Genomic DNA, 20,474 nt, shown 5'->3' on the forward strand with positions numbered 1-20,474 from the left:
TAGGGCATCGTCCCGAGTGGCGCCATGCCGCCATCCGGGTGAGGCTGCCGGAAGAAGCATCCGCTCGGGGAGGACACCGAGAGACACACGGGAGGACCCCGTGCCCGTACCGATACGGCGCCTCGTCGTCGCGCTGACCCTCTGCTGCACCCTGGTCGCGGGAGTCACCGCCTGCGCCGGCGACAGTACTCGGAGCAAGTCGACCGACACCGGCATGGTGGCGGTCCCCGTGGCCGACACGCCCAGTCCGAGTACGTCCGCGGAGAAGCAGAAGTTCGCCAAGACCCGGTTCGTCGCCAACGCGGGTCTCGCGGCCGGAGCGACCTACCAGTGGATCGTGAAACCGTGGAAGGCAGGCAAGTTCAAGAAGGGCGCCCACGGCCGCACCTTCGCCCTGGTCAAGGCCGCCGCCGCGGGCGGCTTCGCCTACAACCGGCTCAAGGCCGCCAAACGCAACGCGCAGGGCGACCCGTTGCTGTCCAAGGCCCTCGCGCCGCTGTCAGCGAGCATCGACGCGCTGAAGAACCTGCCGTCCAAGCTCCGCCAGGGCGACGGGAACGCGGCGAGCGCGTTCAACGACGTCATCAACAACGTGAAGGAAGCGGGCAAGAGCGCCGGCGCCCCGGTCACCGACCGGGTGCCGTCAGCCGGACAGCTCGCCCACGGCTAGGAGTTCAGCTCCGCGAGCACCCGCAGGGTGGCGGGGTCCGGTGCCAGGGCCAGCAGGTCCGTCACCGGGCCCTTGCGCCACGACTCCAGCCGCTCGGCGATGCGTTCGCGCGGGCCGACCAGTGAGATCTCGTCGGCGAACGCGTCCGGCACCGCCAGCACCGCCTCCTCCCGGCGTCCGGACAGGAACAGCTCCTGGATCCGCCGGGCCGCCTCCTCGTACCCCATGCGCGCCATGAGGTCGGCGTGGAAGTTGCGGGCCGCGTGCCCCATCCCGCCGATGTAGAAGCCGAGCATGGCCTTCACCGGCAGCAGCCCGGCGGCCACGTCGTCGCAGACCCTGACCTGCGCCATGGGGGCGACGAGGAAGCCCTCCGGCAGGTCGGCCACCGCCGGCCCGTACACCTCGGGCCGGCTCGGCGCCCAGTACAGCGGCAGCCACCCGTCCGCGATCCGCAGCGTCTGCGCGACGTTCTTCGGCCCCTCGGCGCCCAGCAGGACGGGCAGGTCGGCGCGGAGCGGGTGGGTGATCGGCTTCAGCGGCCTGCCCAGTCCGGTGGCGTCCGGGCCGCGGTAGGGGTGGGAGTGGAAGCGCCCGTCGGAGATGACCGGCCCCTGACGCCGCAGCACCTGCCGTACGACGTCCACGTACTCCCGCGTCGCCGTCAGCGGGGACTTCGGGAACGGGCGGCCGTACCAGCCCTCGACGACCTGCGGTCCGGACAGGCCGAGCCCGAGCAGCATCCGGCCCCCCGACAGGTGGTCCAGGGTCAGCGCATGCATCGCCGTCGTGGTCGGCGACCGGGCGGCCATCTGGGCAACGGCCGTACCCAGCTTGATGGTCGACGTCCGCGCGGCGATCCAGGTGAGCGGGGTGAAGGCGTCCGACCCCCAGGACTCCGCCGTCCACACCGAGTCGTACCCGAGCCGCTCCGCCTCCCGCGCCAGCGGCACATGGTCGGGAGAGGGTCCGCGCCCCCAGTAACCGAGTGCCAAACCCAGCCGCATGCCCGCCTCCTGACGCGACGTCAGACAATCGCCGGGCGACTGTACGACAACGGCCCCGCACCCGGAAGGGTGCGGGGCCGTGTGCGGGGCGGTGACGGTCAGCCGCGCTGGATGCCGGAGGTGTCCTGGAGCACGCCACGGCGGCCGTCCTGCGTCTGGGCCACCAGGGCGGCACCGCGCTGCTCGACCGCCAGGTACCACGTACCGGGCGCCAGTTCGGCGATCGGCGCGGTCGAGCCGTCCTCCGCGAACAGCGGCCGCGCCACCGGAACGGCGAACCAGAACGGCGAGAACTCGGCGGCCGGCTGCTGCTGGGCGGCGGGCGGCTGGGGCTGCTGGTGGCCGAACGGCTGGCCGGCCTGCGGCTGCGCGCCGTACGGCTGGCCGGGCTGCGGACCGGCGGCACCCGGGTAGCCGTAGCCGCCGGGGGGCTGGGCGCCGTAGGGCTGCGGGGCCTGCGGCTTGGGCTCGGGGATCAGGCCCGCCTTGAGGGCGGGGACGAGCGGGGTGGCGACGGCGCCGCCGGCCATGACCAGGGTGGCGATCAGGGCGAGGATGAGACCGGTGCCCGCGCTGGGGCCGTTGGTCACGTTCGGCAGGTTGTCGAAGCCGCCCGCCGGGTCGATGACGTTGCCGAGCGCGCTCCACGCGGCGAAGACGGTCAACGCGACGCCGAACGGGCCGAGATCGAGGCCGGCCACCTTCAACGGCTGCGGCAGCGCCCGCGTGACGACGACGAGCGCGGCGCCGGCGATGCCCGCCAGGACGACGCTGAACAGGATGGGTCCGCTCGACCACAGGCTCGGCAGGTCGACGCTGTCCGGCACACCGTCGTACGAATAGTTGTCGAGGAACGACGCGATCAACAGCAATACCGCTGCTCCGATCACCACGCCGTCGCCTCTAGTGAGAGAGCGGATATTCACTTCAGGTCCTTCGTAGGTCGTCTCGTCGGCGGAGGAGGCGCGTCGCGGAGGTGGCCCCTCAGGGTAGGAATCGCAGGAACGACACTATCGTTCGGACGATCAGGGTGTCCGCCCGGATCAGCCCCCGGATGCCTGTCCGCCCAAGAAACTCACGATTCCCTCAGAGATCCCCTGTGCCGCCTTCTGCCGCCAGGCGCCGCTGGTCAGCAGCGCCGCGTCCCTGCTGTCCCGCATGTTGCCGCACTCGATGAACACCTTGGGAACCGTTGACAGATTGAGACCGCCGAGGTCCTTGCGCACGTCGAGACCGGTGCCGTTGCCGACGTAGTTGGACGGGGCGCTGCCGGTGACCTTCGCGAAGTCCTTCTCCACCCGCTCGCCGAGGGTGCGCGAGGAGGCGACGATCGGGCGGGTGTCGGCGCCGCCGGAGTGCACGGAGGCCGGCAGGATGACGTGGAAGCCGCGGTCGCCCTCGGGGGCGCCGTCGGCGTGGAGGGAGATGGCCGCGTCGGCGTGCGCGTCGTTGCCGATCTCCGCGCGCTTCGTCACGCACGGCCCCCAGGCCGGCCGGTCCCCGTCGTGGGTCAGCTGCACGGTGGCGCCCTGCCGCTCCAGCAGGGTCCGCAGCCGGTGCGCGACGTCGAGCGTGAACCGGGCCTCGGTGTAACCGGCGTTGGTCGACGTCCCCGTCGTGTCGCATTCCTTCCAGTTCGTCCCGATGTTCACCTTCTGGTTGATCTCGGACGGGTGCCGGAAGTTCCCCGGGTTGTGCCCGGGGTCGATGACCACGACCTTGCCTTTCAGCGGCAGCGCCGACGCGCCCGGACCCGGCACCTTGGCGTCGTCGCCGACGGAGGCGGGCGCCGACCAGGGCGTCGCGGTGTCCGTCCGCGCGGCGTCGCTCCCGCCGGGCCTGCCCACCCCCTCGTACACCACCCAGCCGAGCAGCGCTCCGGGCACCAGCGCGGCGAGACCGACGGTGAGCGGCGCCCGGCGGGGCCGGCGCTGCTCGGGGGGATCGAATTCCGGGCCTGAGTACGACACGTCTGCGACTCTAAACCGCGCCCTCAGATCCCCGCCCCCGTTCGCCGCAGGACGCGCAGCGAGTCGTGGGCGGCGGTCTCGGTGAACGCGCCGGACGCCAGGGCGCGGAGGTAGACGCGGTACGGGGCCTGGCCGGTGAACTCGTCCTCCGGGTCCGGGAAGACGTCGTGGATCAGCAGGAGCCCGCCCTCGGCCACATGGGGGGCCCAGCCCTCGTAGTCGGCGGTGGCGTGCTCGTCGGTGTGGCCGCCGTCGATGAAGACGAGGCCGAGGGGGGAGTTCCAGACCGCGGCGACCTGCGGGGACCGGCCGACGACCGCGACGACGTGGTCCTCCAGGCCCGCCCGGTGCAGGGTGCGCCGGAACGTCGGCAGGGTGTCCATGAGCCCGAGCTCGGGGTCGACCGTCCCCGGGTCGTGGTACTCCCAGCCGGGCTGCTGCTCCTCGCTGCCCCGGTGGTGGTCGACGGTGACCGCGGTGACGCCGGCCGCGCGGGCCGCGTCGGCGAGCAGGATCGTCGAGCGCCCGCAGTAGGTGCCGACCTCCAGCAGCGGCAGGCCGAGCGCCGCCGCCTCGGCGGCGGCCGCGTACAGCGCGAGGCCCTCGCCGACGGGCATGAACCCCTTCGCCGCCTCGAACGCGGCCAGGATCTCGGGCTTGGGGGCTGCCGCGGTCATCGGCGTCCTCTCACTCGTCTCACGCGGGGTGAGTGTCGTACGGTCCGGCCGCCCATGCTGCCGCACCCACCGCCGGGGGCCCGACCGGGGGGGCGGGGAAGTGGGGCGGGCGTCGGCCGGTCAGGCGCGGCCCGGATGCCGGCCGGACGCGCGCGTGACCCCAAGTGAGCTGTCGGTCAAGGGAGTCGAGCGCTCGGAGCGGGGTCCCGGGGGTGCTCGGTCGATCGGGTGCCGGGTCACCGGTGCCGGCTGCCGTCTCCCCATGGTGCCGAGGGCCCCTGCGAAACGGCGCGGGCGGCGCTCCCGTGCAGGGAACGCCGCCCGCGTACCGGTCGGGGCCGGAGGCCGCCCCCCGGCGTGAGGAGTTACGCGCTGACCGTCTCGCCGGGCAGCGACAGGTCCAGGTCGACCGCCCGGTGGTCGCCCGTGTGGGTCGCCGACGAGGCGTGCGGTCCGTGTCCGGCCGCCTTCGCGGCCAGCACGTACGCCCCCTCGGCCGGCACCGTGAGCGCGTACGTGCCGTCCTCGGCGGACAGCGTCGCCCCCGCCTGCCGTCCGCGCCGGTCGATCAGCGTCACCTTCGCGCGCGCCACCGGCTCGCCCGTGGCGTCCAGGACCCGGCCGCGGAAGCCCCGCAGCGCCTCCTCGGCGACGGCGAGCACCGCGTCCTCCTCGCTGCTGGCCCGCAGCTGCGTGTGGAGCTGCGGCCGGGGCTGCTTCGGCAGCAGCAGCGCGAGCAGCAGACCCACCGCCACCGCGGCCGTCGCGATCAGGAAGGACACCCGGAAGCCGTGCATGGTCGGGATGGCGACCCCGCCGACGTGGTTCGCGGTGTTCGCCAGCACCATGCCGATGACGGCGCTGGAGACGGAGGTGCCGATGGACCGCATCAGCGTGTTCAGGCCGTTCGCCGCGCCGGTCTCCGACGCCGGGACCGCGCCGACGATGAGCGCCGGCAGGGAGGAGTAGGCGAGGCCGATGCCGGCGCCGAGGACGACCGCGATGACCGCGCTCTGCCAGGGCGCGGTCATCAGGCCGAGGCCCGCGCCGTAGCCGATGCCGATGATCAGCATGCCGAGGATGAGGGTGAGCTTCGGGCCGTACTTGGCGGACAGCCGGGCGTACACCGGGGCCGTGAACATCATCGTCAGGCCCAGCGGGGCGACCAGCAGGCCGGCGACCACCATCGACTGGCCGAGGCCGTAGCCGGTGGCCTTCGGGAGCTGGAGCAGCTGCGGAAGGACCAGCGAGACGACGTAGAAGCTGACGCCGACCATGATCGAGGCGAGGTTGGTGAAGAGCACCGCGGGGCGGGCCGTGGTGCGCAGGTCGACCAGCGGGGCCCGGTGGCGCAGCTCGAAGAGGCCCCACAGGAGCAGCACCGCGACGGACGCGCCGAACAGGCCGAGCGTGGTGCCCGAGGACCAGCCCCAGTCGCTGCCCTTGGTGATGGGCAGCAGGAGCAGCACCAGGCCGGTGGACAGCCCCAGCGCGCCCAGCACGTCGAACGAACCCTGCGCGCGCATCGGGGACTCCGGTACGACCAGCAGGGTCAGGGCTATGGAGAGCGCGCCGAGACCGGCGGCGCCGTAGAACAGGGCGTGCCAGTCCATGTGCTGCGCGACCAGGGCCGCGGCGGGCAGCGCGAGGCCGCCGCCGACGCCGATCGAGGAGCTCATCAGGGCCATCGCCGAGCCGAGCTTCTCGCGCGGCAGCATGTCGCGCATCAGGCCGATGCCCAGCGGGATCGCGCCCATGGCGAAGCCCTGGAGGGTACGGCCGGCGATCATCGTGAGCAGGTCGCTGGTGAGGGCGCTGACCAGCGCGCCGACCACCATGACGGCGAGGCTGAGGATCAGCATCCGGCGCTTGCCGTACAGGTCGCCGAGGCGGCCCATGATCGGAGTGGCCACGGCGCCCGAGAGCAGCGTCGAGGTGAGGACCCAGGTGGCGTTGCTGGGCTCGGTGCCCAGCAGCTGCGGCAGGTCCTTGATGACCGGGACGAGCAGGGTCTGCATCACCGCGACCACGATGCCCGCGAAGGCGAGGACCGGGACCACGGCTCCGCTCGCGCCCCGGGCGGGCTGGTCGGTCGTCGTGTGCGTCATTGAGTGAGGCCTCCCGATTGATAAGTGCCGGGTAAACCTCGTATGCACAGGCAACTATTCCGTTGCTTCGAGCTGCTAACGAATTCTTGACCGGCTCATGGGTTACTGACCCTTCGTCAGGGATGGCGCGTTTATGGAACGCGTTCTAGTCTGCGCGCCATGAAGGCCTACGTTGCCGGGGTCGGGATGACCAGGTTCGAGAAGCCCGAGACCCGTGACTGGCAGTACTGGGACATGGTCCGGGAGGCGGCCGGCTCCGCGCTCGCCGACGCGGGGATCGCCTACAACGACGTGGAACAGGTTCCCGTCGGCTACTGCTTCCAGCCCTCCACCGCCGGCCAGCGCGCCGTCTATGAACTGGGTCTCACCGGTGTCCCCGTCTACAACGTCAACAACAACTGTGCCACCGGCGCGACCGCCCTGATGCTGGCCAGGCAACTGGTCGAGGGCGGTGCCGCCGACTGCGTCCTCGCCCTCGGCTTCGAGAAGATGAAGAAGGGCGCGCTCGGCGGCGGCGCCGACGGGGGAGACTTCTCCACCTCGCCCGTCGCCCGGCACTACGGGATCATGGCCGCCCGGCACGGCTTCGAGATGACCCCGCCCACCGCGCAGATCTTCGGCGACGCGGCCCGCGAGCACATGGAGCGCCACGGCACCACCGAGGCGCAGCTCGCCGCGGTGGCCGCCAAGAACCACCGGCACTCGGCGGACAACCCCTACGCCCAGTTCCAGGACGTCTACGACGTCGCCGACGTCCTCGCCGCCCGCACCGTCCACCACCCCCTCACCAAACTCCAGTGCTCGCCCACCTCCGACGGCGCGGCGGCGGCCGTGGTCGTCTCCGAGCGGTTCGCCGGGCGGCGCGGGCTCACCGGCCTGGTCGAGATCGTCGCGCAGGCGATGACCACCGACACCGGGGAGTCCTTCGCGTCGGGCTCGTGCATCGACGTCGTGGGACAGCCGATGTCCCGGGCGGCAGCCCGCCAGGTGTACGACCGCTCGGGCCTCGGCATCGAGGACGTCGACGTCGTCGAACTGCACGACTGCTTCTCCGTCAACGAGCTGCTGACCTACGAGGCGCTCGGCATGTGCGCGACCGGCCGGTCGGGCGAGCTCGTCGAGTCCGGCGCGACCACGTACGGCGGGCGCTGGGTGGTGAACCCCTCCGGCGGGCTCATCTCCAAGGGGCATCCGCTGGGCGCGACCGGTCTCGCGCAGACCGCCGAACTGGTCTGGCAGCTGCGCGGCACGGCGGGGGGCCGGCAGGTCGCGGGCGCCCGGGTGGGGCTCGCGCACAACATCGGGCTGGGCGGCGCGGCGGTGGTCACGCTGCTGCGGGCGACGCCGCAGGCCGTAGCGCCCCGGGCCTAGGCCGTTTCGCTTGGATCACCTGGCCGGCCGCAGGGAGATGCTCGCCACGTGGACTCCGGCCGGGCAGGTGGCTGCTGTCTTCCCGTCGCGGGCGTCGCACACGGTGGCCGCGTTGACCGGCCGGCACGGGGATGACCGCCCGGATCCCGCGCCACCTGAGGTGTTCACGGACGGCCCGCGACGCACACGCCTTGTCTGCGAGGGCTGCCGCCGGCCGGGCCCGGGGGCGTCCACGCCGTCGGGGGGCGTCGACGTCGCCGAGAACGGCCGGCGCATCTGCTCGGTGAGTGGGATCCGATCGGCGTCGCCGGCGGGGTGCAGGAGCCGGGAAAACCGAGGGGCGGCCCGAAAAGCCGATGCAGGGGCCGCAATGTGCTTGAGAGCATGACTCTCATGCCGGAAGCCGTGGACACCGCACACATACCCCGCCGTACGGCACCCCCCACCTGGCTGGTCGTGGCGCTGGCCTGCGCCGGGCAGTTCCTGGTCGTGCTCGACGTGTCCGTGGTGAACGTGGCACTCCCGTCGATGCGGGCCGGACTCGGCCTGAGCGCCACGGGCCTCCAGTGGGTGGTGAACGCGTACGCCATCGCCTTCGCCGGGTTCATGCTGCTCGGCGGACGCGCCGGCGACCTCTACGGCCGCAAGCGGATGTTCCTGGTCGGGCTCGCCCTGTTCACGCTGGCCTCGCTCGGCGGCGGACTCGCCCAGGACGGCTGGCAGTTGCTGCTCGCCCGCGCCGTGCAGGGGCTGGGCGCGGCCGTGCTGGCGCCGTCGACCCTGACCCTGCTGACGGCCGCCGTGCCGGAGGGGCCCGCGCGGGCGCGGGCGATCGCCACCTGGACGGCGGTCGGCGCCGGCGGCGGCGCGGCCGGCGGACTGGTCGGCGGGGTACTGGTGGACCTGCTGTCCTGGCGCTGGGTCCTGCTGATCAACGTGCCGGTGGGCGCGCTCGTCCTCGCCGGGTCCGTGCTGTGGCTGGCGGAGAGCCGGACCGGGGACGGCCGACGGCTCGACCTGCCCGGCGCGCTGCTGGTCACGGCGGGCCTGGGGACCCTGGCCTACGGCATCTCGCAGACCGAGGCCAAGGGCTGGACGGCGGCGGCCACCCTGGTCCCGCTGCTGGCGGGGGTGGCGCTGCTCGGTCTCTTCCTCGCCGTCGAGGCGCGTACGACGGCCCCGCTGATGCCGCTCGGGCTGCTCGGCCGGCGGTCGGTGGCGTCGGCCAACGCGGCCATGCTGGTCTCCGGTTCGGCCATGTTCTGCATGTGGTACTTCATGACCCTGTACGCCCAGAACGTCCTCGGCTACAGCCCGCTGGAGGCCGGTCTCGCCCTGGTGCCCAGCTCGGTCGCGGTGCTCGTCGGCTCGAAGTCGGCACCCCGGCTGATGCGGCGGTTCGGAGTGCGCACGGTGGCGGTGTCGGGCACGCTGGTCGCCGCGACCGGGTTCGCCTGGCAGTCGACGATGGGACCGCACGGCGCCTATGCGACGGCCATCATGTTCCCCGGCGTCCTGATGATGCTCGGCGCGGGCCTGGCCGCGACGCCGCTGGCCGCGCTCGGCACGTCCGGGGCGACGCCCGCGGAGGCCGGGTTGCTGTCCGGGCTGATCAACACCTCGCGCACGATGGGCGGTTCCCTGGGGCTCGCGGTGATGTCGACGATCGCGGCGGCCCACACCGGGGGCGGTGGCGGGGCGGCGGCCCTGACGCAGGGGTACGCGGCGGCCTTCCGCACCAGCACCGGCGTGCTGCTCGCCGCGGCGGCACTGATGCTGCTGTGGCTCCCACGCCGGAAACCGTCCACGGAGCAGCCCTCGCGGGAGACCGGGAAAGGCCCCACCGCGCACCGCACCCACCACTGACGGCCCTCGCTCCGGTGACACACAGCGGCTGGGGCGCGAGGCACGTGGGCCCCGCTCACAGCCACCCCTGTTGCCTCGCCTCCCGGACCGCCTCCGTGCGGTTGCGGGTACCGGTCTTGCCGATCGCCGCGGACAGGTAGTTGCGGACCGTCGACTCCGACAGGTGCAGCTTCGCGGCGACGTCGGCGACGGTCGCGCCGTCCGCCGACGCCTTGAGCACATCGCACTCGCGTGCGGTCAGCGGGCTCGGCCCGGCGCTGAGCGCGGCCGCGGCGAGCGCCGGGTCGACCACGGTCTCCCCGGTCAGCACCCGCCGGATGGCCCGGGCCAGTTCCTCGACCGGCCCGTCCTTCACGAGGAACCCGGACGCCCCCGCCTCCATCGCCCGGCGCAGGTAGCCGGGCCTGCCGAAGGTGGTCAGGATCAGCACCCGGCAGTCCGGCGCCTGCTCGCGCAGCTCCGCCGCCGCGTCCAGGCCGCTGCGCACCGGCAGTTCGATGTCGAGGAGGGCCACGTCGGGCCGGTGGACCAGCGCCGCGTCCACGATCGCGTCCCCCGTGGCGACCTGCGCGACGACCTCGATGTCCGGTTCCATGCCGAGCAGTAAGGCGAGCGCCCCGCGCATCATCCCCTGGTCCTCGGCGAGCAGCACCCTGATGGACGTGCCGGGGCGGTGGTCCCGGGGCATCTCGTTCGCAGGCTCGTACACAGCCCAAGCCTAGCTTCGGACCCGGCAATCAAAGAATGGTCATTGTTCCGCTCCGCAGGTCTTGACCGAGCTTGACCGTGCTCAAACAATCACCTCTGCAATTCCCTGAACGGTCGGCGAGCGGTCGGCATTTCGGCAGCCGAATAGGTTCGGTATGTCGATCGAACGCCGTTCGGCATACCGGACAGGAGCCCGCACCGCCCTACGAGGAACCGAAGAAGAGGTGCATCGTGTTCTCAGTGTCCCCATCAGCCGCGCGGGGTCCGCGGCGACTGAAGAGAGCCGTCCTGTCCGTGCTGGCGGCCTTCGCGACCGTCGCCGCGCTCGTCGTCGGGGCCGGCACCCCCGAGGCCGCCGCCGCGAGTTCGCTGCCCTGCGACGTCTACGCCGCCGCCGGCACGCCGTGCGTGGCCGCGCACAGCATGGTCCGGGCGCTGTACGCGTCGTACAGCGGCTCGCTCTACCAGGTGCAGCGCGCCTCGGACGGCGCCACGGCCGACATCGGGCTGCTGACCGCCGGCGGCTACGCCGACGCGGCCGCGCAGAACTCCTTCTGTGCCGCTACGACCTGCGTCGTCACCAGGATCTACGACCAGTCCAGCAGGCACAACGACCTCACCGTGGAGGGCGCGGGCGGGGCCGGCGCGGCCGACGTCGGGGCGCCGGCGGACGCGCTGCCGGTGACCGTCGGCGGCCACCAGGTCTACGGCCTGGAGATCTCCGCCGGCATGGGCTACCGGGACAACTCCACCTCCGGTGTCGCCACCAACGGCGCCGCCGAAGGGATGTACATGGTCACTTCCGGCACCCATGTGAACGGCAGCTGCTGCTTCGACTACGGCAACGCCGAGACCAACAACAAGGACACCGGCAACGGCCACATGGACGCCATCAACTTCGGCACCGAGTGCTGGTTCGCACCCTGCCACGGCTCCGGCCCCTGGGTGCAGGCGGACCTGGAGAACGGGCTGTTCGAGTCGAACCTCGGCTACAGCACGAACGCGTCGGACACGGGCACAGGAGCGATACCTTTCGTCACCGCGTTGCTGAAGAACAACGGTCAGAACCATTTCGCACTGAAATGGGGAAACGCCCAATCGGGCGGTCTCACCACCACGTATTCCGGCAGTGAGCCCAGCACCGGCAGCGGTTACTCGCCGATGCACCAGGAGGGCGCGATCGTCCTCGGCACCGGCGGCGACAACAGCAACGGCTCGATCGGCTCGTTCTTCGAGGGCGTGATGACCTCCGGCATCCCGACCGACGCCGCCGACGACGCCGTCCAGTCGAACATCGTCTCCGTCGGCTACGGCGGCGCGACCGGCTCCACCGGCACCCTCGGTGCCGCCTCCGAGATCTCGCTGAGGGCGACCACGTCCTGCTGCACCGCCGACTACGTCCGCCACCAGAACGACGCCGGCGTGCTGTCCGCCATCACCTCCGCCAGCTCCGCCCTCGACAGGAACGACGCCACCTGGATCGTCCGCCCCGGACTCGCCGGCAGCGCCTGCGTCTCCTTCGAGTCCCGCAACTACCCCGGCGACTACCTGCGCCACTACAACTTCCGGATCTACCGACAGCCCATGGACGGCACCAGCCAGTTCAGACAGGACGCCACGTTCTGCCCGACGACCGGGAAGAGCGGCTCCGGCACCTCCTTCGCCTCGTACAACTATCCGGCGAGATACCTGCGCCACTACAACTACAACCTCTACATAGCGAGCGACGGCGGCTCCAACGCCTGGGACAGCGCCACCTCCTGGACCGACGACGTGAGCTGGGCCGTCAGCACCCCCTGGGCTCCCTAGGGGCCGCCGGCACCAGCGGCTCCTGCGCCTCGGTGGGGAGTTCCGCGACGACCGTGAAGCCGCCGCGCGGCGACGGGCCGGCCCGCAGGGAGCCGCCCGCCGCCGCGAGGCGCTCGGTCAGCCCCTTCAGGCCGGTGCCGCCGACGCCCTCCGCGCGGGGGCCCGCGGCGGCGGCCGCGGTGCCGTTGTCGGCGACCGTGAGAGTGACCCGTTCGGCACCACCGTCGACCGTGATCTCGCAGCGGGTCGCGCCGGAGTGCCGTACGACATTGGTGACCGCCTCGCGCACCACCCAGCCCAGCAGCGCCTCGGTCGCCGGAGCGAGCGGGGCGCCGGAGCGGACGACCACCGGCTCCACCCCGGCCGCGTCCAACACCGAGCGGGCCCGGTCGAGTTCGGTGCCGAGACTGCCCTGGCGGTAGCCGGTGACGGCCTCCCGGATCTCGGTGAGCGCCTGCCGGCCCACCGACTCGATGTCGGTGATCTGGGCGAGCGCCGCGTCCATGTCCCGGGGCGCCAGCCGCCGGGCCGCCTCCGACTTCACCACGATCACCGACATGGTGTGGCCGAGCAGGTCGTGCAGGTCCCGGGAGAACCGCAGCCGCTCCTTCTCCACCGCCTGGTGCGCCAACTGCTCGCGGGCGGCGCGTAGTTCCCGTACCGCTTCGGAGAGGCTGAGGATCGCCGCCGTCACCATCGTCGAGATCCAGGTGGCGTACCCGATGTTCAGGCCGTTCCAGCCGTCGCGGCCGGCGGTGACCGCACCGGCCAGCGTGGCGACGGCCGCACCGGCCCAGCGCAGATGCTCGCCTCGCAGCGCCGCGCCCGTCGCCAGCCCCAGCAAGGGGAAGAACAACTGCCAGTTGCCGCCGTAGCCGCCGGCGAGGCCGCAGGTGATCACGGCCATCAGGGCCAGTGCCACCCGGGTCGAGGTGGCCTGCCGCTTCTCCTTCACGAAGGCGCGGGCCGCGACGTAGATGTAGAGGGAGTTGAAGGCGAGCAGGCCCAGGCCGCCGATCCACGGATTCGGGGTCTTGCCCTGGAACAGGTTGGAGAACGCGCCCAGCCCCATCAGCAGCCAGGGCACCAGGGAGAAGGCGGTCGGCGGCGGACCCGGCTGCTCCGGCAGCTCGGCGCCGGTCCGGCGCGCCTCCTTCCGCGCGGCCCGGAAGGACCGCATCTCCGCCCGCCACCGCTCCCGCGCCGCCCGCCACTCGCGCAGCCGCCCGCGGACCCCTCGCATCCAGTACATCTCTCGCTCCCCCGGTCAGCCGGTCCGGCCGGACCGGCGGTACGACAGCACAGCGTACGAACCGAAGACCAGCAGCCAGAAGGCCAGCACCACGACCGCCGACGGGGCCGGGGCACGGCCGGCCGCGACCGAGGTGCCCAGCTGGGCGAAGCGGTAGGTGGGCGTGTACGCCGACACCGCACGCAGCCAGGCCGGGAACAGGGCGACCGGGAACCACAGTCCGCCGAGCACCGCGAGCCCCAGGTTGCAGGCCATGTTCGCCACGCCCGTGGTCTGCCCGGTCAGCCGGTAGCCGTTGCCGAGGCCCAGCAGGGTGAACGGCAGCGAACCCAGCCACAGCAGCACCGCGACCGCCGCCCACTGCCAGGCGGCCAGCCGGACACCGTTCAGCAGACCGCCCGCCGTGAGCACCGCGACGATCGCCGGCAGCACCGTCACCGAGCCGGTCAGCGCCCGGCCGACGACGACCTGGCGCGGCGTCATCGGCGTCACCCTGAGCTGCCGCAGCCACCCGATCGCCCGGTCCTCGGCGACCCCGCCCCCGGTGTTCAGCGCCGAGCCGACCGCCCCGTACCCGGCCATCCCCACCATCGCCCCGGTCTTCCAACTGCCGTCGTCCGCGCCCAGGTTGGTGAACAGCAGATACATGAGCACGGGCATCGCGATCCCGCCGACGACGAATCCCGCGTCCCGCAGGGTACGGCGCACCTCGAGGCGCAGATAGTCCAGCATCACCGCACCTCCGTCACGGCCGGGACGAGGGACCCGGGCTCGGACGCCGTCAGGGCCAGGAACGCGTCGTCCAGCGAGGCCGGCGCGACCTCCAGCCCCCGAATCGCGTCGAGCGCGGCCAGCGCGAGCACCGTCGCGTCCGGGTCGTCGGTGCGCAGCCGGGCCCGGTCGCCGCGGATCTCCAGGGAGCGCACTCCCGGCAGCCGCTCCAGGCCGTCCGCCGCGCGGCCGGCCAGGTCCACGGCGACCAGGCCGCCGCCGACCGAACGCCGGAGCTGCTCGCCGGTGCCGTCCGCGACGATCCGGCCGCGGTCGATGACCAGGATGCGGTCGGCGTACCGGTCCGCCTCCTCCAGGTGGTGCGTGGAGAACAGCACCGTGTGGCCGCGGCGCGCCAGCCCCCGCATCGACGCCCAGAACGCGTGCCGCGCCTCCACGTCCAGCGCGGCCGTCGGCTCGTCCAGCACCAGCAGCGCGGGGTTCCCGGCGAGGGCGACGGCGAACCGGACCCGCTGGACCTGGCCGCCGGACAGCCGGTCCACGCGTCGGTCCGCCAGTTCGGCGATCCCGGCCAGCGCCAGGGCCCGCGCCACCGGCAACGGCTCCGGATAGCGTCCGGCGACGAACCCGACCAGCTCGCGGACCGTGACCCGCGGTACGGCCCGCGCCTCCTGGAGCATCGCGCCGACCCGGCCCGCCCGCACCGACCGCTCCGGTGCCGCGCCGAAGAGCCGTACCGTGCCGTCGTCCGGCTCGATGAGGCCGAGCAGCAGCGAGATCGTGGTCGACTTGCCCGCACCGTTGCGGCCGAGGAGGGCGACCGTCTCACCCGGCGCCATGGTCAGGTCGACGCCGTCCACGGCCCGTACGGCACCGAAGGTCTTGACCGCGCCCGCGAAGGACACGGCGGCACTCTGCGTCTGCGTCATGGACACGAAGCTACGAACCCGGGCCGCCCGTCCGGCAGATGCGCATGTACGGACTCCGGCAGGACAAATGTCCCGGCTTCCCGGTGACCCGGCGCCGCGAGCTGACACGCCGTCAGGTGTCTTCACAAGTCTCGGCCCCTGGGCTATACAAGGGGCGCCGGACTGGAACGCGTTCTAGACAAACACGCCCCGTGGACGGCCTCGGTGCGGCCGACGGTGCGGACGGCCGTGCCGAGGTCTTGAGACACCTCAGGAGCCGTATGCCCATCGACGCCGCCAAGGCCCTCGCCGCCGAACCCCGGTCCGGGGAGATCCGCTGGGAGCGCCGGGACGTCCAGCTCTACCACCTCGGCATCGGCGCGGGCCGCCCCGCCACCGACCCCGACGAACTCCGCTACACCCTGGAGACCCGGCTGCACGTCCTGCCCAGCTTCGCCACCGTCGCGGGCGCCGGCTCGCCGGGCGTGATCAGCGGACTGTCCATGCCCGGCGTCGACGTCGACCTCGCCAGGGTGCTGCACGGCGGCCAGCGTCTCGAACTCCACCGGCCCATCCCGGCCGCGGGCACCGCCACCGCCACCGGCCGGATCGCCGCCGTGTACGACAAGGGCAAGGCGGCCGTCCTCGTCATGCGCACCGAGGTCGCGGACGCCGACGGCCCGCTGTGGACCAACGACGCGCAGATCTTCGTACGGGGGGAGGGCGGCTGGGGCGGCGACCGCGGCCCCTCGACCCGGCCCGAACCGCCCTCCGGCGAACCCGACCGGACCGTCGAGCGGCCGATCCGCGAGGACCAGGCCCTGCTCTACCGTCTCTCCGGGGACTACAACCCGCTGCACGCCGACCCCGAGTTCGCCAAGCTCGCCGGCTTCGACCGGCCCATCCTGCACGGACTGTGCACCTACGGCACGACCCTCAAGGCCGTCGTGGACACCCTGCTCGACGGGGACGTGTCGCGGGTGCGGACGTACACGACACGGTTCGCCGGGGTGGTGTACCCGGGGGAGACCCTCCGGATCCGCATGTGGCGGACCCCGGGGACCGTCCGGGTCGCCGTCGGCGCCGCCGAGCGTGAGGACGCGCCCGTCCTGGCCGACACGACCGTCGAACACTCCTGATCCAGAAGGCACCACCGCGAAGGCATCCGACCAGGCAGGTGAGGGGAGCCGCACCATGCGCGCAGCCGTACTGCACGAGATCGGCCAGGACAAACTGGAGGTCCTCGACGACGTCGAGGCGGCCGGGTTCGGGCCCGGCAGGGTACGCATCCGGGTGCGCGCCACGGGGCTGTGCCACTCGGACCTGTCGGCCATGAGCGGGGTGCTGCCGCAGCCGGGGCCGTTCGTGCCGGGCCACGAGGGCGCGGGCGAGGTCCTGGAGGTGGGGGAGGGTGTCACCCGGGTGAAGCCCGGCGACCGGGTGGTGGTCTGCTGGCTGCCGGCCTGCGGTGCCTGTCCCGCGTGCAGGCGCGGGCAGACCGAGCTGTGCCTGGCCGGGTTCATGAACGCCGGCACCCCGAACTTCAAGCGCCCCACCGGAGACGTCTTCGGCTTCGCGGGCACCGGCACCTTCGCGGAGGAGGTCGTGGTCGACGCCGGGTGCGCGGTGCCGATCCCGGACGACGTGCCCTTCGACATCGCCGCGCTGATCGGCTGCGGGGTGACCACCGGGCTCGGCGCGGCCCTCAACACCGCCGACGTGGAAGCCGGTTCGTCGGTCGCCGTGATCGGGTGCGGGGGCGTCGGCATCTCGGCGATCCAGGGCGCGCGGCTCAAGGGCGCGGCCGAGATCGTCGCCGTCGACCCGGTCGCGTCGCGGCGCGAGTCGGCGCTCGGGTTCGGGGCGACCAGGGCCGTCTCCCCGGACGAGCTGCCCGGCGCCAAGCAGGAGGTCACCGCGGGCGAGGGCTTCGACTACGTCTTCGAGGTCGTCGGCAGGTCCGCGACGGCGCGCACGGCGTACGAGAACACCCGGCGCGGCGGCACCCTGGTCGTCGTCGGCGCGGGCGCCATGGACGACTTCCTCCAGCTCAACATGTTCGAGCTGTTCTTCGACGAGAAGCGCATCCTGCCGTCGATGTACGGCGGCGGTGACGTGGTCCGCTCCTACGAGCGCACCATCGCCCTGTGGCGGGCGGGCCGCATCGACCTGGCGGGCCTGATCACCCACCGGGTGCCGCTGGCGGAGATCAACGAGGCGCTGGACCAGATGCGCACCGGCACCGCCCTGCGTACCTGCATCGAGATCTGAGAGGCCGCGGCATGTCGCAGGACAGGCCCCTGGAAGGGCTCAGCGCGATCGTCACCGGCGCGGGCCGCGGACTCGGCCGCGCGGAGGCGCTCGAACTCGCCCGGCTGGGCGCGGCCGTCGTCGTCAACGACTTCGGACAGCCGGGCCGGGACGGTTCGGGGGCGGCCTCCGCGGGGCCCGCCGAGCAGGTCGTGGAGGAGATCCGCGCGGCCGGTGGCGAGGCGGTCGCCCACACCGGGGACGTGGGGGACTTCTCGCAGGCGCGAGACCTTCTCACCCTCGCGACAACCACCTACGGAAAGCTGGACATCCTCGTCAACAACGCCGGCATCCTGCGCGACCGCATGGTCTTCTCGATGAGCGAGGACGAGTGGGACTCGGTGATCCGGGTCCACCTCAAGGGCCACTTCAACACCACCCGCTTCGCGGCCGCGCACTGGCGGGAGCGGGCCAAGGCGGCGGCCGGCGGCACGGTGTACGGCCGGATCGTGAACACCTCCTCCGAGGCCTTCCTCGCCGGTTCCGCGGGCCAGCCCAACTACGCGGCCGCGAAGGGCGGGATCGTCGGCCTGACCACCTCCACCGCCCTCGCCCTCGCCAAGTACGGGGTGACCGCCAACGTGATCTGCCCCCGCGCCCGCACCCGGATGACCGAGGACGTCTTCGCCGGGTTCGGGCAGCCCGCCGAGGGCCTCGACCCGCTCGCCCCGGAGCACGTCGCCCCGCTCGTCGGCTACCTGGCCGCGCCGGCCGCCGAGCGGATCAACGGCCAGCTGCTGGTCGTCCACGGCGGCATGGTCGCGATCGTCGAACGGCCGCGCGTCCAGGCCAGGTTCGACAGCAAGCAGGACACCTTCGACCACGCCGAACTCGACGCCCTGCTCACCCCGCACTACGCGGACCGGCCGCCGGGGGAGACCTTCGCGGCGGCGGAGGTGCTGGCCCTCAAGCGCCGGTAGGACCAGGTACGACCGCGGCCCCGCCCCCGGGTGAGGGGGCGGGGCCGCGGCCGTCGATACCGTCAGGCCGCCGACTCGGCCGGCTCCTGCTTGCGGTGCCGGCCGCTCGGGGCCGACTCGCTGTCCTGGGCCGAGACATGACCACGGTGCTTCCCGTGACCGCCCGTCTCCTCAAGGTCGGCGGACAGCTGCTGGGACGTGCTGGCGTCGCTCATCGGAAGAATTCACCCCGTCAACATGATCTTTCTTACAGCGCGGCGAGTGTATCCGGACCGGCCCGGGGCGGATCCAGGCGGGCACGCCGACCGCAGCTAGTTTGTTACAACCGGCTCCGGCGGCCCCTGCCGCAACGGCAGTTCCAGGGAACTCCGCTCCAACGACTGCCCCGCCGACGGCGGTTGAAACCGCCGCTCCAGCCGCACCCACCGCACCGGCCGTTCCCACGACACCGGCTCCGCCGGGCGTCCCGCCGACACCGGCCGCCCCAACGGCGCCTGCTGCAACGGCACCGGCCGGGCCGCGGCGGGCGCCGGGCGATCCCCGACGGGCGCCAGAGGCTCCGACTCCGCCGACTGCCCGGAGGCACCCGGCGCTCCGGACGTATCCGTGCCTCCGTACGCACCGAGCCGCCCGGAGGGCCCCGACGGCCCGAACGCACCGGGCCCTTCGGAGGCACCGGGCGCTCCGGACTCACCGGGCTCTCCGAACGCACCCGGCAGCCCGTACGCACCGGGCTCTCCGAACGCACCCGGCAGCCCGTACGCACCGGGCCCTCCGGGCGCACCCGGCGCCCCGGCAGCCCCGCCGACCCGAATGGGGCACCCCGGGCCCGCGCCCCCCGCGTCCGCCGACCCCCTGGGCCCTCCAACCTCCTCCGCGCCGACCGCGCCGCCCGCGCCTCCCGACCCCCTGGGCCCTCCGACCTCCTCCACGCCTCCGGCGCCCCCCGCGTCCCCCGACCCCCCGTGCCCGCCCGTCCCCCCGACCCCCGCGAAGCCCCCCGTCCTCTCCGCATCCCCCGAGCTCCCCGGATCCCCGAAACCCCCCGTCTCCCCCCAGGGCACCACCGCCGCCGCCACCCCGCACGGGACCTCCCCCGTGCTGTACGGCAGCCGCAGCACCCCGTCCCGCGTCCACAGCCCCGCGCCGGCCAGCCACCCCTCCGGCGCTGGGAGATGGCACATCCGCCGGTCCCCGGGCCGCCAGGCGCCGACCCAGCCGCCCAGCGGACCCTCGATCCACAGCGCCACCCCACAGCTCTCCGGCGTCAGCACCTGCCCCGGCTGGATCGCGAACGGCGTCACCGTGCAGTCCGGCACCTGAGGCACCCGCAGGCTCTCCGGGAAGCGCACCGGCAGGGTGCTGCCGAGGACGCCCCAGCCCAACCGCTCCTGCCCGGGACAGGGCGCGTCCGAGCCGACCAGGATCAGCCCGCTGTCCGGGTCGGCGAGCAGCAGCCGGTCGTCGCTGTCCGGCGCGATCTGCAGCAGCGGCGACACCTCGCCGCCCCGCTCCAGGTCGACCACGACCGCCTTGGTCCGGCCGCCCAGCTCCCGGTCGAGCGCCAGCATCCGGCCGCCCCGGTCCAGCCAGACCCCGCCCGAACAGCGCCCCGGCACCACCGCGAGCGGCTCGGGCCCGAAGGCCCCGCCCGCCACCAGCCACACGGTGGCGGAACGCGGCCCGGCGGCCAGACCGTACGCCCGGGTGCCGCCCGGCGCGGGCGGCAGCAGCCGCAGCGACGTCATCTCGTCCGGGCACTCCACCGCGCCCAGCGGCAGCTCGCCGGTGCCCGGGCCGGTCGGGTACAGGAGGGCGAAGTGGTGCCTGCCGTCCACCAGGCGGCGGATCAGCACCCGCCCGTCGCGCAGCGGCTGCACCTCCGTGTCCGGCTCCTCCGGCTGGTTGCCGGGCAGCGGTACGGCGTACGGCTCGGGGCCGTCCAGCGTCCAGCGCTCCGGGAAGCAGGAACCATCCTGCTGGGCCAGCCGGGCCGCGTACGCCCCGTCCACCGTGATGGTGCAGCCCGCCACCGGCGCGCTGTCGTCCTCGCCCGCAGCCGAGGGTTCGATCGCACAGGCCGTCATCGCTCGGTCACCTCCGGCCACGAAGCTAGTTTTCGCACGCACAGGCGGGGGACCGGCGCCCCACCGCTTCACACATACG

At 73.2% G+C, this 20,474-nt stretch carries 17 protein-coding genes and 1 pseudogene; 7 read left to right on the forward strand and 11 right to left on the reverse strand.

Annotated elements, in window-relative coordinates; all coding sequences use genetic code 11:
- Positions 1-100 precede the first annotated feature (100 nt).
- Positions 101-670 carry a hypothetical protein gene (locus ACZ3KP_RS30345; protein WP_467503244.1) on the forward strand — a complete coding sequence of 190 codons (570 nt, stop codon included), beginning with the start codon at positions 101-103 and terminating at the stop codon, positions 668-670.
- Here ACZ3KP_RS30345 and ACZ3KP_RS30350 read toward each other — a convergent pair.
- From ACZ3KP_RS30350 to ACZ3KP_RS30370, 5 genes are all read right to left on the reverse strand, one after another.
- The gene (locus ACZ3KP_RS30350; RefSeq protein WP_467503246.1) at positions 667-1,677 is read right to left on the reverse strand and encodes an LLM class F420-dependent oxidoreductase; all 1,011 of its coding nucleotides are present in this window, start codon (positions 1,675-1,677) and stop codon (positions 667-669) included. The two genes, ACZ3KP_RS30345 and ACZ3KP_RS30350, sit on opposite strands and share 4 nt — an antisense overlap.
- A gap of 98 nt (positions 1,678-1,775) precedes the next feature.
- Positions 1,776-2,603, reverse strand: coding sequence for a hypothetical protein (locus tag ACZ3KP_RS30355; RefSeq protein WP_467503248.1), 828 nt, complete (start codon positions 2,601-2,603; stop codon positions 1,776-1,778).
- 117 nt (positions 2,604-2,720) lie between these two features.
- The gene (locus tag ACZ3KP_RS30360; RefSeq protein WP_467503250.1) at positions 2,721-3,647 is read right to left on the reverse strand and encodes an N-acetylmuramoyl-L-alanine amidase; all 927 of its coding nucleotides are present in this window, start codon (positions 3,645-3,647) and stop codon (positions 2,721-2,723) included.
- A 23-nt stretch (positions 3,648-3,670) separates the two neighbouring features.
- Positions 3,671-4,324: a class I SAM-dependent methyltransferase gene (locus ACZ3KP_RS30365; RefSeq protein WP_467503252.1), complete on the reverse strand. Its 654-nt coding sequence runs from the start codon at positions 4,322-4,324 to the stop codon at positions 3,671-3,673.
- Positions 4,325-4,689: 365 nt separating this feature from the next.
- A complete protein-coding gene (locus ACZ3KP_RS30370; protein WP_358970610.1) occupies positions 4,690-6,432 on the reverse strand; it encodes an MFS transporter in 1,743 nt (580 codons plus the stop codon).
- A 159-nt stretch (positions 6,433-6,591) separates the two neighbouring features.
- Between ACZ3KP_RS30370 and ACZ3KP_RS30375 the strand changes: the two genes are divergently transcribed.
- Entirely contained in the window at positions 6,592-7,803 is a 1,212-nt protein-coding gene (locus tag ACZ3KP_RS30375; RefSeq protein ID WP_467503254.1) for a lipid-transfer protein, read from the forward strand.
- A 384-nt stretch (positions 7,804-8,187) separates the two neighbouring features.
- Positions 8,188-9,669, forward strand: a complete 1,482-nt coding sequence (locus ACZ3KP_RS30380) for an MFS transporter (protein WP_467503256.1) — start codon at positions 8,188-8,190, stop codon at positions 9,667-9,669.
- Between the two features lie 55 nt (positions 9,670-9,724).
- Here the strand turns inward: ACZ3KP_RS30380 and ACZ3KP_RS30385 are convergent, their stop codons facing one another.
- Positions 9,725-10,357, reverse strand: coding sequence for a response regulator (locus tag ACZ3KP_RS30385; RefSeq protein WP_467503529.1), 633 nt, complete (start codon positions 10,355-10,357; stop codon positions 9,725-9,727).
- Positions 10,358-10,617: 260 nt separating this feature from the next.
- Between ACZ3KP_RS30385 and ACZ3KP_RS30390 the strand changes: the two genes are divergently transcribed.
- The gene (locus tag ACZ3KP_RS30390; RefSeq protein WP_467503257.1) at positions 10,618-12,186 is read left to right on the forward strand and encodes an alpha-L-arabinofuranosidase B; all 1,569 of its coding nucleotides are present in this window, start codon (positions 10,618-10,620) and stop codon (positions 12,184-12,186) included.
- On the opposite strand, the gene ACZ3KP_RS30395 is transcribed toward ACZ3KP_RS30390, so the two are convergent.
- The 3 genes from ACZ3KP_RS30395 to ACZ3KP_RS30405 are packed head-to-tail and all read right to left on the reverse strand — an operon-like array spanning position 12,164 to position 15,099.
- Positions 12,164-13,438, reverse strand: coding sequence for a sensor histidine kinase (locus ACZ3KP_RS30395; RefSeq protein WP_467503258.1), 1,275 nt, complete (start codon positions 13,436-13,438; stop codon positions 12,164-12,166). The genes ACZ3KP_RS30390 and ACZ3KP_RS30395 overlap by 23 nt on opposite strands.
- A 15-nt stretch (positions 13,439-13,453) precedes the next feature.
- The gene (locus ACZ3KP_RS30400; RefSeq protein ID WP_467503260.1) at positions 13,454-14,170 is read right to left on the reverse strand and encodes an ABC transporter permease; all 717 of its coding nucleotides are present in this window, start codon (positions 14,168-14,170) and stop codon (positions 13,454-13,456) included.
- Entirely contained in the window at positions 14,170-15,099 is a 930-nt protein-coding gene (locus ACZ3KP_RS30405; protein ID WP_467503262.1) for an ABC transporter ATP-binding protein, read from the reverse strand. The genes ACZ3KP_RS30400 and ACZ3KP_RS30405 overlap by 1 nt, the downstream gene beginning before the upstream one ends.
- Before the next feature lie 260 nt (positions 15,100-15,359).
- Between ACZ3KP_RS30405 and ACZ3KP_RS30410 the strand changes: the two genes are divergently transcribed.
- From ACZ3KP_RS30410 to ACZ3KP_RS30420, 3 genes are read left to right on the forward strand one after another with little or no spacing between them, the layout of a single operon-like run.
- Positions 15,360-16,217, forward strand: coding sequence for a MaoC/PaaZ C-terminal domain-containing protein (locus ACZ3KP_RS30410; protein ID WP_467503263.1), 858 nt, complete (start codon positions 15,360-15,362; stop codon positions 16,215-16,217).
- 55 nt (positions 16,218-16,272) lie between these two features.
- Positions 16,273-17,349 (forward strand): Zn-dependent alcohol dehydrogenase, encoded by a 1,077-nt coding sequence (locus tag ACZ3KP_RS30415; RefSeq protein ID WP_467503264.1) that lies wholly within the window; start codon positions 16,273-16,275, stop codon positions 17,347-17,349.
- Between the two features lie 11 nt (positions 17,350-17,360).
- Positions 17,361-18,308 carry a 3-oxoacyl-ACP reductase gene (locus ACZ3KP_RS30420; RefSeq protein ID WP_467503265.1) on the forward strand — a complete coding sequence of 316 codons (948 nt, stop codon included), beginning with the start codon at positions 17,361-17,363 and terminating at the stop codon, positions 18,306-18,308.
- A gap of 62 nt (positions 18,309-18,370) precedes the next feature.
- Here ACZ3KP_RS30420 and ACZ3KP_RS30425 read toward each other — a convergent pair whose 3' ends face one another.
- Positions 18,371-18,523, reverse strand: a complete 153-nt coding sequence (locus ACZ3KP_RS30425; RefSeq protein ID WP_467503267.1) for a hypothetical protein — start codon at positions 18,521-18,523, stop codon at positions 18,371-18,373.
- 702 nt (positions 18,524-19,225) lie between these two features.
- Positions 19,226-20,395, reverse strand: a pseudogene (locus ACZ3KP_RS30430) (hypothetical protein); the annotation flags it as partial.
- Between the last annotated feature and the right edge of the window lie 79 nt (positions 20,396-20,474).

It is taken from the genome of Streptomyces sp. NPDC020958, assembly GCF_055562175.1.

Coding starts and splice junctions, on each gene's coding strand:
- ACZ3KP_RS30395 (WP_467503258.1), bottom strand. CDS start 13,438: ATGTACTGGATGCGAGGGGTCCGCGGGCGGCTGCGCGAGTGGCGGGCG.
- ACZ3KP_RS30380 (WP_467503256.1), top strand. CDS start 8,188: ATGACTCTCATGCCGGAAGCCGTGGACACCGCACACATACCCCGCCGT.
- ACZ3KP_RS30385 (WP_467503529.1), bottom strand. CDS start 10,357: ATGCCCCGGGACCACCGCCCCGGCACGTCCATCAGGGTGCTGCTCGCC.
- ACZ3KP_RS30400 (WP_467503260.1), bottom strand. CDS start 14,170: ATGCTGGACTATCTGCGCCTCGAGGTGCGCCGTACCCTGCGGGACGCG.
- ACZ3KP_RS30375 (WP_467503254.1), top strand. CDS start 6,592: ATGAAGGCCTACGTTGCCGGGGTCGGGATGACCAGGTTCGAGAAGCCC.
- ACZ3KP_RS30410 (WP_467503263.1), top strand. CDS start 15,360: ATGCCCATCGACGCCGCCAAGGCCCTCGCCGCCGAACCCCGGTCCGGG.
- ACZ3KP_RS30405 (WP_467503262.1), bottom strand. CDS start 15,099: ATGACGCAGACGCAGAGTGCCGCCGTGTCCTTCGCGGGCGCGGTCAAG.
- ACZ3KP_RS30370 (WP_358970610.1), bottom strand. CDS start 6,432: ATGACGCACACGACGACCGACCAGCCCGCCCGGGGCGCGAGCGGAGCC.
- ACZ3KP_RS30350 (WP_467503246.1), bottom strand. CDS start 1,677: ATGCGGCTGGGTTTGGCACTCGGTTACTGGGGGCGCGGACCCTCTCCC.
- ACZ3KP_RS30420 (WP_467503265.1), top strand. CDS start 17,361: ATGTCGCAGGACAGGCCCCTGGAAGGGCTCAGCGCGATCGTCACCGGC.
- ACZ3KP_RS30365 (WP_467503252.1), bottom strand. CDS start 4,324: ATGACCGCGGCAGCCCCCAAGCCCGAGATCCTGGCCGCGTTCGAGGCG.
- ACZ3KP_RS30425 (WP_467503267.1), bottom strand. CDS start 18,523: ATGAGCGACGCCAGCACGTCCCAGCAGCTGTCCGCCGACCTTGAGGAG.
- ACZ3KP_RS30415 (WP_467503264.1), top strand. CDS start 16,273: ATGCGCGCAGCCGTACTGCACGAGATCGGCCAGGACAAACTGGAGGTC.